The following is a 13,732-nucleotide window of genomic DNA, read 5'->3' on the forward strand; positions in this document are numbered from 1 at the left end:
CGTGACGGCAACGCTATCGGGCCGTTCCCCACGTCGGCAAGGGATTGCCTGACTGCTGTCGGGGTTTCCCCGACACGCCGATCGGCACCGGCGTCGGAATTCCGGCGGCGCGGCGTCAGTCTCCGGCCGGCCGCTGCCGCGCGGCGAGCAGCACCAAGTCGTTGGCGCGCCGGCAACCGAGCGTCTCCATCATGCGTGCACGGTGGGTTTCCACCGTCTTGATGCTGATCGCAAGCTCGGCGGCGATCTCCTTGCTGCTGCGCCCGCGACCGATCAGGTCGAGGATCTGCTGCTGGCGCCTGGACAGCGCATCGACGCCGCCCTGCACCGGGCGGCCGAACATCGGTGCCATCAGCCGCGACGACAGCCGCGGGCTGAGATACAGCTCGCCGGCCGCTGCGGTGCGCAGCGCCAGTTCCAGTTCCATCGGGGCGGCGTCCTTGACGATGAAGCCGGCCGCGCCGCGTTCGATCGCCGTGCGCACGTGCTGGGCATCGTCGTGCATCGACATGATCAGTACGCGGGTGGCGGGCAACTGCGCGCGGATCGCGACCATGGCCTCGATGCCGCTGCGGCCAGGCAGCGAGAGGTCCATCAGCACCAGGTCCGGGCGATGGGCCAGGCTCAGCGCCAGCGCCTCGTCGGCGCCGCTGGCCTGTGCGCACACATCGACGTCGTCGAAGCCCTGCAGCAGCCGGTCCAGGCCGGCCCGCACCAGCGTGTGGTCATCGACGATCAGTACGCGCACCAGCCCGGTCCCCTCCTGGCCGCCGTCTGAGCGGCCTCCCGGTGGACAGGATACGTCAGCGCGGGGCAGGCGGGTTTCAGCGCCGCCGTTGTTCGGCGACCTGGCGCCGGTGCAGGCGGAACAGATGGCGGTCCAGTGCCTCAACGAGGTCGGCGCGCAGACCGGCGAAAGCCAGCCACACCCGGCTCCCGGCATGGCCTTGTTCGCAGGCCACGACGGTCGCCGGCAAGGCCAGATGGTCGGGCAGCCAGTCGGCCGGCTGCAGCCGCACGATCGCGGCCGCGCCCGGCGGCAGATGCTCGCCCGGTTCCAGGTCGACCCGCAGGCCATGGCAGGACCAGTGCAGCCGGCGGTCGACCAGGCCGTCGTCGCGCCGCGCCAGCCGGCCGAGCAGGGCGAGGATCAGGTCGAGCTTGGCGTCCATGCGCTGGGCCAGCAGCGGCAGGTCGCCGTGGTCCTCGCCGCCGTCGTCCTTGCGCAGGTCTTCGATGTGGGCGAGTGCCGACAGCAGGGTGATGGCCTCGGCCTGTCGGCCGGCGCCGTCGGCCGGTTCGATGGCCATCGGCAGGTCGAGCTCGCAACTCAGCGCGTCGCCGAACAGCCGCGCCTCGGCTTCGGCGGGGGTGGTCGATGCAAGCGGATTCACGGCGTCTGCTCCAGTCCGGCATAGAGCCTGGAGGCCGCGTTGGCACGGTGTGCCTGCCGCAACCGCGCGGCGGCTGTGTCGCGGCGTGCGCCCAGGCGTGCGGTCAGCGCGAGTTGGGCGTCGAGCAGGGCGCGCAGCGCCGGCGCCGGTGGCGTGTGCCCGGCGGATGCGCCCACTGCGGGCCCCACCGTGGCCTGCAGGCGCTGGTGATAGGCGTCCAGCAGGCCGGCCGCGGTCTCCACGTCATCGTGCGCGATCGCCGCATCGAGCGCGGCGAGGTCGCGGTGCAGGGCCTCGAGCCCACTCATGCCGATGCGCCGGTCGCTTCGTTTGCCGCCTTGCCGGGCCCGATCGCGGCCCAGGCGGCATCGACCTCGGCCAGCAGCGCCAGCGACTCGCGCAGGCCGGTCGGGTCGTTCTGCAGGTTGGCTTCGGTCAGCCGACGGACGATGTAGTCGTAGAGCGAGGAGAGGTTGGCGGCGATCTCGCCGCCGGCTTCGTGGTCGAGCGAGCCGTCGAGATGGCCGACGATCGCGCAGGCCTCTCCGATTGCCTTGCCCTTGCGCGCCTGATCGCCCCGTTCCAGGCAGGCTTCAGCCAGGCGGATGCGCTCGCAGGCGCCGGCCAGCAGCAACGCAACCAGCCGGTGCGGATCGGCCTCCATGACGGCGCCCTCCAACTGCGTCTGTCGGTACTGCTGGGCATAGTTGCGGGGCATCATCGGGCGTCTCCGAGGGATTACTTCGAGGTCTGCGCCGACAGCGCGGCGAGCTGCTGGGCGAGATAGGAATTGGTGGTGCTCATCTGCGCCATGAGCTTGTCGAGGGCGACGAACTGCGCCTTGTAGCGCTCGGCGACGCCCTTCATGCGCAACTCCAGCGCATCGCGCTGCTTGCCGATGTCCTTGAGCTGGCCATCGAGTCCGTCCTTGCGCGAGGTGAACGAGCCTTCCTTGCCGACATAAGACTTGACCACCGCGTTGAGCCGGCTGGCGATGCCGGTCTGCCCGGTGAACGCCGCCGCGATCTTGGCCGGATTCTCGGCCATCGCGGCGTCGAACTTGGCGGCATCGAGCACCAGATTGCCGTTAGGATTGGGGTGGCCCTGGGTCTGCAGGCCCAGAGTCTTGGCATCCAGCCCCTGGGCGGCGAGTTCGCCGAGCAGTTCGCTCATCACCCCGCGCAGTTGGGAGCCGGCGCCGCGCATCTGCGCATCGCCGGTCAGCGACGACGGCGTCTTGGTCTCGGCGTTGTAGCTGGTGGCGGTGGTGATGGCGTTCAGAGCGGCGTTGTAGGCCTTGACGAAGCCTTCGACCGCGGCGCGGCTGCCGGTGGGATTGGCGTCGACCTCGACGACGCTCGTCCCGGCATCCTTGAGCTTGAGAGTCAGTCCCTGCACCGTATCGGTGACGGTGTTGCTGGCACTGGTGCTGACCAGCCCATCGATGGCGATCCGCGCGTCGCTGGCGGGCGTCTGCTCCGCCAGGCCGTCGACCAGGCCGTGCAGAGCGCTGTCGCCCTCGAGCACCGAGATCGTGATCGCATGCGCCGCGCCGGTCTTGGCGCTGCCCAGAGACAGGTGCTGGCCCTTGTCGGAGGTCAGCAGCGCGGCCTGCACGCCGTGCTTGCCGGCGGCGGCGGTGATCGCATTGCGGATGTCGGCCAAGCTGGCGTCCTTGGCCACGGTGACATCGACGATATCCTTGCCGATCCCGACCCGCAGGGTGCCGGCCCCGAACTTGGTGGCCTTGCCGATGCCGTCGCCGACCAGCTTGTGGGCGGTGGCCAGGCGCTCGACCACGACCTCGTAACGCCCCAGCGGCGTATTGCCGCCGACCGTGGCGCCGAGCACGGTATCGGTGACGGTCCCGCTGGGCGGCGTGCCGGTCGTCGAGCGCGAGCTGACCATACGAGCGCCCAGCGCCTCAGGCTTTTGCAGGGCATCGAGCGCGGTCTTGAGGCCGTCGAATGCGGACGTCACCCCGCCCAGGCCCGAAAGCTTGAACTTGGCGTTGGTCTCGAGCTTGTTCAGGCGCGTGTCGTGCGGCGCACGATCGGTGTTGACCAGCTTGGTGACGATCGCACTGATGTCCAGGCCGGAGCCCACGCCGCCGTAGCCGAAGGAATAGTCCGCCATGTCCGGTCTCCCGTTGCCCGCCGACGCCGCGCCGTGCAGGCACGCGCCGTATGGAATGGATATCGGCGCCGACGCGCCGCGCTTGAGTCGACGTCGGACATGCAGGTTGCATGCCAGCGGACGATCGGCGTCCCGCCGGTATGTTCCGCACAGGGTCTGCAGACAAGCGAAACCCGCCTTTCGTTGCCGAAAGGCGGGTTGCGTCCACGTCAGTGCGGGATGTGCGGCGCGATCAGCGCAGCAGGCTCAGCACGCTCTGCGGGATCTGGTTGGCCTGCGCCAACATTGCGGTCCCGGCCTGCTGGAGGATCTGCGTGCGCGACAGCTCGGCGGTCTCCTTGGCGAAGTCGGTGTCGACGATGCGGCTGCGCGAGGCCGCCAGGTTCTCCGACCCGGTCTGCAGGTTCGCCACGACCGAGCTGAAGCGGTTCTGCACGGCGCCCAGGTCGGCGCGGGCCGAGTTGACCGACTTCAGGGCCGCGTCCATCGCCAGGATGGCGTTTTCGGCGCCACGCTCGGACGAGATGTCGAGCTGGGCGAAGCCGGTCGCGGCGGCGCCTTGGGCGAAGTTCGCCGTCGTGCCAGCGGTCAGGCCGGTCTGTTCGAGCAGGCCTGCGGCATCGCCTCCCTGGGCGGCGCCGACCGTGAAGTTGCCATTCGCCGACGACAGCGCGACATTGCCGTTGTCGTCGAGCGCGGCGGTCACGCCGGTGTTGTAGCTCTGGTTGTTGATCGCGGTGACCAGGTTGCTGGCGCGCTCCGACGCGCTGCCCGCGGCGCCGTAGCTGATCGTGATCGCCTCGGAGCTGTCGCCCGACGGCAGCACGCCCTGCAGCGTGAAGCTGCCCGCGGTGAAGCTGCCCGGCGTGGCAGCGCCGGCTTCGGTCTGCGCGGCCACTGCACCGGTGATCCCACCGGTCAACGCGACAGCGGCACCGGAGGTGTTGCTGAAGGTGACGACGCCGTTGTCCGCGGCGGCGGTCAGGCCCGCGGCCTGGTCGGTGATGCCCGCGGCGATCGCGGTGGCCAGCCCGGCCGCGTCACGACCGGCCGCGGCGGCGATCTCCACGTTGGTGCCGTTGACCGCGAACGTGAACGCAGCGGCCGCATTGGCGACGCCCGCAGTGTCGAAGGCCAGCGTGCCCGGCGTGGCAGCGCCGCCGCCCGCATCCGCGCCGCCGGTCGCGGCGACGCCCGTGGCCGTTGCCGAAGTGGCGGCTTCGTTCCAGTTGCCGAGCTTGCTGATATTGGCGTTTGCGATCTGCGCAACGCTGATCGTCTGCCCCTGGTTGGCGCCGACCTGGAAGGCCTGGTTCTGGAAGCTGCCGTCGAGCAGCTTCTTGCCGTTGAAGTTGGTCTGCTCGGCGACGCGCTGGATCTCCGACTTCAACAACTGAACTTCGGCGTTGAGCGCAGCACGGTCTGTGCCGGAGTTAGTGGCGTTGCGCGACTGCACCGACAGCTCGCGGATGCGCTGCAGGTTGTTGCCGATCTCGCCCAGCGCGCCTTCGGCGGTCTGTGCCAGCGAGATGCCGTCATTGGCGTTGCGGGCGGCCTGATTGGCACCGCGGATCTGGGTGCTGAAGCGCTGGGAAATCGCCAGGCCGGCGGCGTCGTCCTTGGCGCTGTTGATACGCAGGCCAGACGACAGGCGCTGGATCGTCGTCGACAGGCTGGCGCTGTTGGTCGACAGGTTGCGCTGGGCGTTGAGCGAAATGGTGTTGGTGTTGATGACGGACATTGCTGGTCTCCTGGATGAGGGATCCGGCGGGTACAGGGCCTTGCCGGGTGGCTCCGCAGGGGCTTGCCGTCTCACCGGCCCTGTCCTCTGCTGACACCATTAACGGCGTGCCGGGGCTGGGCTTTAGGGTTGTCGTTGCACATCATGGGACCGGTTGCCATCTGCCCGTTCGCTGGGCCTAGGTGAGGTCCGCGGGAGGCACCGAATCGCGGCGACCGAACACAGTCTTGTTGTTCATTATATTTTTTGTATCCATTCATTTACATTCCGTGCGAAATGTATAGGATGAGCAACGCAACCGAGGAGCCTGCCGTGACTGTCGAACGTGTTCCCGACGTGGCAACCCAGGCCAGGTATAGCGGGCAAAGGCTGCGCGACAGGCGCAAGTCGCTGGGCATCAGCATGACGGCCGCCGCTGAAGCTGCAGGCATGTCGCGCGTCACTTGGCATCGACTGGAGCGCGGCGAGACCTCCGTCGCTTGGGGCTATGTCCTCGCGGCGGTGCATGCGCTGGGGCTTGAGGTCGAGATCGAAGTCCCAGGTGCGGCTTCGACTGCATCCGCGCCTTCGGATCTCCCAGCGCTGCCGCTGACGATCCGCCTCTCCGATTACGCGCAGTTGCAGCGCTTGGCGTGGCAGGTCGGCGACGGCGCCACGATCCTGTCACCGCGGGAGGCGCTGGCGCTTTACGAGCGCAATCGGCGACATCTGGACATCGCGGCGCTCGCCTCCGGGGAGCGCGCCTTGATCGATGCGTTGTCGCAGGTGTTCGACGTGGATGTCCTCGGTGTTTGAACGCGGTCATCACCGCCGGATCGCCGCTGTGCTCGACGCGTTGGACGGCGACCGCCTGCGCCAGGCCTAATGCTGGTTCGGTGGTGGCACCGCCATCGCCTTGGCCCACGGCGAGTATCGCGAATCGGTGGACATCGATCTGATGGTGTCGGATGTTGCCGGATATCGCTGCCTGCGACAGATGCTGGCCGGTCGCACATCTGACGCCCATCCTGAAGGCCGGTCGGACGTCACCGACGGTGACCCGCGCCCTTCGCGCGGACCAATACGGCATTCGGGCATGGCTCGATGTAGACGGTGTGCCGATCAAGTTCGAGATCGTGCTTGAGGGCAGGATCGAATTCGACACGCCCCGCGTTCGCGACACGATCTGCGGCATTCCGACGCTCACGCGCCCCGATCTCGTGGCAAGCAAGCTGCTCGCGAACGCCGATCGCTGGGCAGACGACAGCGCGTTCTCGCGCGACGCCCTGGATTTGGCCATGATGGCGCCGGCGCCCAGCACGTTGCGACCCGCCATCGCCAAGGCCCGGAGCGCCTATGGCGATGTGGTCGTGCGAGACCTTCAACGGGCGCTGGAGGCGCTGCATCGCCGACCCGAACACCTGGCGCGTTGCATGCGAGCAATGTCGATGACGTTGCCGCCAGCCTTGCTGCAGCAACGGCTCCGCGCGTTGCGGCTGAGACTGCAGCGCATGGAGCAGGCCTGAGCGTATCGCGAACGTGGGGGCTCGTGCAGAAGACGTTTCGCGGACGCGCCGTGGACGTCCAGGCGCCCTGCGCGTAGCTGGCCGTGCGACGCGCGGCGATGCTGCCTGGGTCAGCGCAGCCGATCGAACAGCGACAAGCGCTGCATCTGCACGAAGCTCAGCTGGGCGGCGTCGAGTGCGACCTTCTCGAGGTTGAACTGGGCGATGGCCTTGGCGTAGTCGAGGTCGCGCAGGCCCGAGAGCGTGGACTCGATGGTCAGGCCCTGGGCGCCGCGCAGGCTATCGGCGCCGTCGAGCGCCGACAACTGGGCGCCGCCGGCGGCGCGCGCATCGATGAAGTGGTCCTGCGCCGTGGCGATGTCGCGCATCGCGCCCTGCAGGGCATTCTGCTGCGCAGCCCTCTGGGCGTCGGTGGTCGGATCGAGCGCCAGCGCGCCGAGCAGGCGGTCGATGGTCGCGAACACGTCGCGCGTCATCGCCGGGCCGACTTCGAACGCATCGCCATCGGCCGGCGTGCCGCCGAGCACCACGTGGACGCCCTGCACGGCGATGGCCTCGCCGTCGACGTGCGTGCCGCTGGCGACCACTTCGCCGGCGGCATCGCGCACCTCATAGGCGCCGTCCTCGCCGAACGCGATCCGGTACCGGCCGCCGTCCCAGCGCGACGAATCGGCGACCGAGAAGCTGCCGACCCGACCGGTGCCGGTGTTGCCGGCCTGCGCGGCGACGTCCACGCGACCATCGCCGGTGCGCACCCGCAGGAACACATCGCTGCCGGGCAGGGTGTCGGCGACAAACAGTTGCGGGGCGACCTCGACCTGGCGCTGGGTCTGGTCGCCGCCATAGGCAACGCTGCCGGCGACCCGACTGAACGGCGGGCTGCCGTCCTGGGTGCCGCCGAACAGGTAGCGACCGGCGCCGTCGGGGCTGTTGGCCACTTCCAACAGGCTGTCGCGCAGGTTGGTGATTTCGATGGCGATGGCCTGGCGGTCGCCATCCGACAGCGAGGCACTGTTGGCGCGCACAGTCAGCTCGGTGATCCGGCCCATGATGCCGCCGGCCTGCGTCAGCGCGCTTTCCTGCATCCCCAGACGGTGCCGCACGGCGTCGCCGTTCTTGCCGAAGCGTTCGAGTTCGGCAAGCGCCCGATCCAATCCGACCGCGGCGCCGGCGCCGACCGGATCGTCCTTGGCGGTCAGCAGTTTCTGCCCGGTGCTCATCTGCTGCTGCAGGCGCGCCAGCGACGCCTGCTTGGACTGCAGCGAGGCGATCGACTGGTGATAGAGCATGCTGGTGGAGATGCGATTGCTCATCGGCGGACCGCCCCCAGGATCGACTGGAACAGGGTGTCGGCAGTGGAGATGATCTGCGCGGCGGCCTGGTAGGCCTGTTGCAGTTGCAACATGTTCGCTGCCTCCTCGTCGAGATTGACGCCCGAGATGCTGGCGCGCGCCGACTCCGCCTGGGTGTGCACCACCGCCTGCGCTTCGGCGGCGTAGGCCGCGTGCCGGGCGGTGGAGCCGACGGCGGAGGTCAGGCCCGAGATCGCGCCGTTGAGGCTGACGTTGCCGCCGTCGAGCAGGCGCAGGTCGTCGAGCCCGGCGAGCAGGGCGGCGTTGCCGTTGTCGCTGGAGCCGGCGCCGGTCGGGCCGACTGTGAAGGTATCGCCCGCGGCCGGCACGCCGTCGAGCACGAACGACCAGCCATTGGCCTGGATCCGCGCGCCCGGTGTGTAGGGGAACGGCCCGTCGCCATTGATCGTGTACTGATCGCCGTCGAGGAACTCGATGCTGGCCGGGCCCGCGAGCGCGGCCTGGGCATCATCGACGCGCATGCCCGACGGCTTGCCGCTGCCCTGGTTGTCGAGCGCGGCATCCACACGCACCGCCGTCGCGGCGGCGATCCGGCCCGGATCGGTGATCGCCACCGCCAGCCCACCGGCGACCTGGGCGGTGGGCTGCAGCAGGAAACGGTCCTGCTGCGCGGGCGCGCCGTCGACGACCAACGCGATGCCGCCCACCCGCAACGGATCGTCGGCGGTGCCGGTGCCTGCGACCGGCACCGCGACACCGGTGGCCGCATCGCTGGCCGACCAGGCGCCATCGCGCCACTGCACGACCAGATTGCGGCCATCGACCGCGGCGAGGTCGGCGACGCTGGCCGACAGCCGTGCCGATCCGGCGTTGGCCGTGTGGCCGGAGACCACCGGCGCGGGCACGCTGAAGAAATCGCCGCCGCGTGCGCCGGTCTGGTCGACACCAGCGGCGTGCCCGGCGTTGAAGCGCATGCCCAGCCCCAGCGCGATGCGGCCCAGTTCGGCCTGGGTCGGGTCTAGCACCTGGCTGCGGAACTCGAGCAGCCCGCCCAGGCGTCCGCCCATCGCACGCTCGTCGATGCGCACCGTCTGGCCGGTGCCCTGCAGCGCGAGCTGCTGCCGTTCGGGACGGTAAGGGTCGGAGACGGTGGTCAGTTGCGAGGCCTGCGCCCCGACGACCAGCGCCTGGCCGCCGCTGGAGAACACGTTGATCGCGCCGCCGTCCTGCGCCACCGCAGTGCCGCCGGTCCAGCCGACGAGTTCGGTGATCAACTGGTCGCGCTGATCGAGCAGGTCCGGCGAGGCGGTCGACGCGCTGCTGATGCGTGCGTTGAGCTGGGCGATCTGGCCGGCCAGCCGGTTGACCTCGGTGGCGCCTGCGACCAGCCCGTTGTCGACCTCGGTCGCCAGGCGCCCGAACTCGCCGTGCAATTGCTGGAAGCGTGACGTCAGCGCCTTGGCGTCGCCGAGCAGGCTCTGCCGCTCGGCCGATGCCGAGGCCTTGGACGACAGGGCGCTGACGGCGTCGAAGAAGTTCGACCATTGCCCGGCGATGCCGGTGGCCGATTCGGACATCAGGCTGTCGACGCGGCCGGTGAGGCTGGAGAGTTGCTGCAAGCGGGCCAGTTCGCCGCCGCTGTCGATCAGCCGCGCATTGGCCAGATCGTCGGCGACGCGGCGGATGTCGCTGATCCGGGTGCCGCTGCCGATATAGCCCACGCCGATGTCGCGCGGGGTGCCGGTCGTGAACTCGACCTGCTGGCGACTGTAGCCGGGCGTCTTGAGATTGGCCACGTTGTGGCCGACGGTCGACAGCGCCCGCTGGAACGCAATCAGGGCGCTGGTGCCGGTGGTGAGGACGTTGGCCATGACGGGTCCTGGCGACTAGCGGCGGGTGAATGCCTGGCCGGGCGCATCGGCGCCGGCGAAGCGGAACGGCTGCACGGCGTCGCCAGCCTCGCGTGCGACTTCGGCGATCGTCGACAGCGCGCGGCCCAGCGTGGGGCCGTTGGCGATCGCGCTGATCTTGTCGGCGTAGCGCGGATCGGTGGCATAGCCGGCCTGCTGCAGCGCGCTGGCGAAGCGGCGCACGTCGCCGCCCGACTCGAGCGCCTGGCGGTAGCGGGGGGTCTGTTTGAGCAGCCGCACGTAGTCGGCAAAGCTCTCGGCCGGCGATGCATAGGCGCGGAACTGCGCGCGCTCATCGCGGCGCACGCCGTTGCGGTACTCGTGGGTGCTCGCGGTGGCGCGCTCGCCCTGCCAGCCCGTGGCCTTGATGCCGAACAGGTTGTGCGCGGTCCCGCCGTCGTCCTGGCGGATCATGCGCCGGCCCCAGCCGGTTTCGAGCGCCGCCTGCGCCACCAGCGCCCGGGCATCGACCCCGAGCTCGCGCGCCGCGCTCTGCGCGTGCGACCAGATCGAGGCGACGAAGCCTTCGGGCGTGCGCGCACCGAGCCGATCGGCGGCCGCGCGCGAGGCGCTTTCCAGCGCAGCCGCTCCCGGCACCAGCGCGGTCGCGGCCGCGCCTGCGGCCGAGGCTGCAGGCTGCACGCGCGCCAGCAGCCGATCGATGAAGCCATCCATCGGCGAGGCCGGGCTCGCCGTCTCGCCGGACACGTCGGTACGCCCGGCGATCAGGTCCAGGGTGCGCGCGCCCAGCGTTTCGGGCAGCAAGGACCGGTCGCCAGGGGCGGCTGTGGCAGGCGGCAGTGGCGCGGTCGGGTTCAATCGCGTGTCCAGCGCCGGGGCGGCCTCGGCGCCCCCCAACTGCCGTGCGATCGTCTTCGCCAGACCCAGCCCCGGACCGTCGGTCAACGACTTGGCGAGCTTCTGGTCGTAGAGGTCGCGGTAGAGCTGGTTCTCGCCGGGGAACAGCGCATCGCCGAAGCTCGCATCGCGCATGCTCTTGATCAGCATCTGCGCGAACACGCCCTCGAACTGGCGTGCGGCGTCATCGATGCGGGCAGCATCGGGCCGTTGGCTGGGCGCAAGATCGATGGGCGTCGGGGCGATGCGCATGTCAGATCACCTCCAGTTCCGCGCGCAGCGCGCCGGCCTGCTTGAGCGCTTCCAAGATCGCGATCAGATCGCCGGGCGCGGCGCCCACCGCATTGACCGCGCGGACGATCTCGTCGAGCGAGGTGCCACCAGCGAACTTGAACATGCGGCTGCCGTCCTGGCCGATCTCGATGTCCGACCGTGGCGCCACGACCGTGCTGCCGCGGCCGAAGGCCTCGGGCTGGCTGACGTCCACGCTCTCGGTGATGGTCACGCTCAGCGAACCATGCGCGATCGCGGCCGGCAGCACCTTGACCTGCGCGCCGATGACCACGGTGCCGGTGCGTGAGTTGACGATGACCTTGGCCGGCGCCGAACCGGCGGCCAATTGCACGTTCTCGACCTGCGCGAGGAAGCCGATCCGCGCACCAAGGTCGTACGGCGCGCGCACCGCGACGGTCACGCCGTCGACCGCGCGCGCCGTGCCCGGACCGAAGCGCGCGTCGAGCGCGGCGACCATGTTGGCGATGGTGCTGAAATCAGCGCGGTTGAGGTTGAGCGTCAGCTCGCCGCTGTCGCCAAGGTCCCCGGTCGCGACGCCGCGCTCGACCATCGCGCCGTTGGGGATGCGGCCCACGCTCGGGATATTGACCGACACCCGCGAGCCGTCGCGGCCCTGCGCGCCGAAGCCGCCGACGACCAGGCTGCCCTGGGCGATGGCGTAGACCTGGCCATCGGCGCCCTTGAGTGGCGCCATCAGCAGGGTGCCGCCGCGCAGCGAGATCGCATTGGCGATCGACGAGACGGTCACGTCGATTGTCTGGCCGGGCTTGGCGAACGGCGGCAGTTCGGCGTGGATCGCGACGGCGGCCACGTTCTTGAGCTGCGGGTTGACGTTCGACGGCACGGTCACGCCGAGCTCGTTGAGCATGTTGCGCAGGCTCTGCACGGTGAAGGGCGCCTGGCTTGTGCGGTCGCCGCTGCCGTCCAGGCCGACCACCAGGCCGTAGCCGACCAGCGCGTTGCCGCGCACGCCGCCGACGGTGGCCAGGTCCTTGATGCGCTCCTGCGCCCAGGCGGGCACGCACGCGCACAAGGCGAGCGCGACGACGAGGAACGGGCGGAGGCGGGCAGGGCGCATGACGGGACTCAGTAGGGAGACAGCCGCGAGTTGAAGAACCGGCCGAGCCAGCCCATCGCGTTGGACTGGGCGATCGCGCCGCGGCCGCCGTAGACGATCCGCGCGTCGGCGACACGGCCCGACGGCACGCTGTTGTCGGGGGCGATGTCGGCCGGGCGCACGATGCCCTGGACCTGCACCAGTTCGTTGCCCTGGTTCAAACGCAGCTCCTTGCTGCCTTCGACCACGAGATTGCCGTTGGGCAGGCGCTGCACCACGGTGACGGTGATGCTGCCCTGCAGGCGGTTGCTCTGGGTGCTGCGGCCGTTGCCATCGAAGCTGCGCTTTCCGCTGGCGCTGGCGCCCAGCACCTCGCGCCCACCGATCGTGACCGGGGCGCCGAACAGGTTGGGGGGCGCGATTGCCACGCTGCTGTCCTTGCCGACCTTGGTCGCGGCGTTGGTCTGCGCGATGGTGCTCTCGATCAGCTGGATCGTGATCAGGTCGCCGACCTCGCGCGCGCGCTTGTCGGCGAACAGCGACAGCCCGCCGCCGCCGGCCTGGTAGATCGCACCCTGGGTCGCATACGTCGGCGGGGCTGCGACCGGCTGGATCGGCGCCAGCGCAGGATAGGGCCGGACATCGCCGGCGGCCACGCAGCCGCCGAGCAGCGCGGGCAGGGCCAGCAGCACGAGCGCGCGCGGCGCGGAAGGCGGACGGACGAACATGACGGCCTCAGATCTTGTTGTTCAGATAGCCGAGCATCGAATCGGTGGTCGAGATCGCCTTGGCGTTCATCTCGTAAGCGCGCTGGGTCTCGATCATGCTGACCAGTTCCTCGACCACGTTGACGTTGCTGCCTTCCAGCGCGCCCTGTTCGATCAGCCCCAGCCCGTTGAGGCCGGGCGTGCCGTTCTGGGCAGGGCCCGAGGCCGTCGTCTCCAGATACAGGTTCTCGCCGCGCGCCTGCAGGCCCGCGGGATTGATGAAGTCGGTGATCGTCAGCGCGCCGATCTCCAGCGCTTGGCCTTCGCCGGCCATCTGCACGGTGATCGTGCCGTCCTGGCCGATCGTCATCGCCTGCGCGCCCTCCGGGATCTGGATGCCCGGCTGCACCGCGAAGCCGCTGTTGGTGACCAGTTCGCCCTGTGGGCTGATCTTGAAGCTGCCGTCGCGGGTGTAGGCAGAGGTGCCATCGGGCAGCAGCACCTCGAAGAACCCGCGACCGTTGACCATCACATCGAGCGCGCGGCCGGTCTGCTGCGGATTGCCCTGCTGGAAATCCTTGGCCGTCGACACCACGCGCACACCGGTCCCCAACTGCAGGCCGGTTGGCAGCTGCGTCTGCGCCGAGGTCGCACCGCCCGGCTGGCGCACCTGCTGATACAGCAGATCCTCGAAGTTGGCGCGGTCGCGCTTGAAGCCGGTGGTGTTGGTGTTGGCCAGATTGTTGGAGACCACCGACATGCGCGTCTGCTGCGCATCCAGCCCGGTCTTCGCCACCCACAGTGCCTGGTTCATCGT

The 13,732-nt window shown here is 69.7% G+C and carries 14 protein-coding genes; 2 read left to right on the forward strand and 12 right to left on the reverse strand.

From position 1 onward, the window contains the following. Positions 1-115 precede the first annotated feature (115 nt). The 6 genes from ABE487_RS07340 to ABE487_RS07365 form a co-directional block, all read right to left on the reverse strand. Positions 116-748 (reverse strand): response regulator transcription factor, encoded by a 633-nt coding sequence (locus ABE487_RS07340; RefSeq protein ID WP_346442571.1) that lies wholly within the window; start codon positions 746-748, stop codon positions 116-118. A 76-nt stretch (positions 749-824) separates the two neighbouring features. Continuing rightward, positions 825-1,394: a PilZ domain-containing protein gene (locus tag ABE487_RS07345; protein ID WP_346442569.1), complete on the reverse strand. Its 570-nt coding sequence runs from the start codon at positions 1,392-1,394 to the stop codon at positions 825-827. After that, positions 1,391-1,702: a hypothetical protein gene (locus ABE487_RS07350; protein WP_346451891.1), complete on the reverse strand. Its 312-nt coding sequence runs from the start codon at positions 1,700-1,702 to the stop codon at positions 1,391-1,393. Before ABE487_RS07350 ends, ABE487_RS07345 begins: the two co-directional genes overlap by 4 nt. Beyond that, positions 1,699-2,115 carry a flagellar export chaperone FliS gene (gene fliS / locus ABE487_RS07355; protein WP_346448368.1) on the reverse strand — a complete coding sequence of 139 codons (417 nt, stop codon included), beginning with the start codon at positions 2,113-2,115 and terminating at the stop codon, positions 1,699-1,701. Before fliS ends, ABE487_RS07350 begins: the two co-directional genes overlap by 4 nt. Positions 2,116-2,132: 17 nt before the next feature. Then, the gene (gene fliD / locus ABE487_RS07360) at positions 2,133-3,530 is read right to left on the reverse strand and encodes a flagellar filament capping protein FliD (RefSeq protein ID WP_346451889.1); all 1,398 of its coding nucleotides are present in this window, start codon (positions 3,528-3,530) and stop codon (positions 2,133-2,135) included. A 232-nt stretch (positions 3,531-3,762) separates the two neighbouring features. Then, positions 3,763-5,271: a flagellin gene (locus ABE487_RS07365; protein WP_346448372.1), complete on the reverse strand. Its 1,509-nt coding sequence runs from the start codon at positions 5,269-5,271 to the stop codon at positions 3,763-3,765. Between the two features lie 312 nt (positions 5,272-5,583). On the opposite strand from ABE487_RS07365, the gene ABE487_RS07370 reads away from it, so the two are divergent. Both ABE487_RS07370 and ABE487_RS07375 read left to right on the forward strand, forming a co-directional pair. Continuing rightward, positions 5,584-6,066, forward strand: coding sequence for a helix-turn-helix transcriptional regulator (locus ABE487_RS07370; protein ID WP_346451887.1), 483 nt, complete (start codon positions 5,584-5,586; stop codon positions 6,064-6,066). Positions 6,067-6,218: 152 nt separating this feature from the next. Next, complete coding sequence (locus tag ABE487_RS07375) at positions 6,219-6,776, forward strand: nucleotidyl transferase AbiEii/AbiGii toxin family protein (protein WP_346451885.1); 558 nt, start codon at positions 6,219-6,221, stop codon at positions 6,774-6,776. Between the two features lie 110 nt (positions 6,777-6,886). Here the strand turns inward: ABE487_RS07375 and flgL are convergent, their stop codons facing one another. Genes flgL through flgG form a run of 6 tightly spaced genes read right to left on the reverse strand, consistent with a single transcriptional unit; the run spans position 6,887 to position 13,729 of the window. Then, complete coding sequence (flgL, locus tag ABE487_RS07380; RefSeq protein WP_346451883.1) at positions 6,887-8,089, reverse strand: flagellar hook-associated protein FlgL; 1,203 nt, start codon at positions 8,087-8,089, stop codon at positions 6,887-6,889. Then, positions 8,086-9,960 (reverse strand): flagellar hook-associated protein FlgK, encoded by a 1,875-nt coding sequence (flgK, locus tag ABE487_RS07385; protein WP_346451881.1) that lies wholly within the window; start codon positions 9,958-9,960, stop codon positions 8,086-8,088. The genes flgL and flgK overlap by 4 nt, the downstream gene beginning before the upstream one ends. A gap of 15 nt (positions 9,961-9,975) precedes the next feature. Further along, positions 9,976-11,109, reverse strand: coding sequence for a flagellar assembly peptidoglycan hydrolase FlgJ (gene flgJ, locus ABE487_RS07390; RefSeq protein ID WP_346451879.1), 1,134 nt, complete (start codon positions 11,107-11,109; stop codon positions 9,976-9,978). Position 11,110: 1 nt separating this feature from the next. Then, positions 11,111-12,229 carry a flagellar basal body P-ring protein FlgI gene (locus tag ABE487_RS07395; RefSeq protein ID WP_346451877.1) on the reverse strand — a complete coding sequence of 373 codons (1,119 nt, stop codon included), beginning with the start codon at positions 12,227-12,229 and terminating at the stop codon, positions 11,111-11,113. Positions 12,230-12,237: 8 nt separating this feature from the next. After that, on the reverse strand, positions 12,238-12,936 hold the full coding sequence (flgH, locus tag ABE487_RS07400) for a flagellar basal body L-ring protein FlgH (protein ID WP_346442550.1): 699 nt from the start codon (positions 12,934-12,936) through the stop codon (positions 12,238-12,240). Positions 12,937-12,943: 7 nt separating this feature from the next. Beyond that, the gene (gene flgG / locus ABE487_RS07405) at positions 12,944-13,729 is read right to left on the reverse strand and encodes a flagellar basal-body rod protein FlgG (protein ID WP_346442548.1); all 786 of its coding nucleotides are present in this window, start codon (positions 13,727-13,729) and stop codon (positions 12,944-12,946) included. Between the last annotated feature and the right edge of the window lie 3 nt (positions 13,730-13,732).

The sequence above is a fragment of the Luteimonas sp. TWI596 genome, assembly GCF_039674105.1.
Lineage (GTDB): Bacteria > Pseudomonadota > Gammaproteobacteria > Xanthomonadales > Xanthomonadaceae > Luteimonas.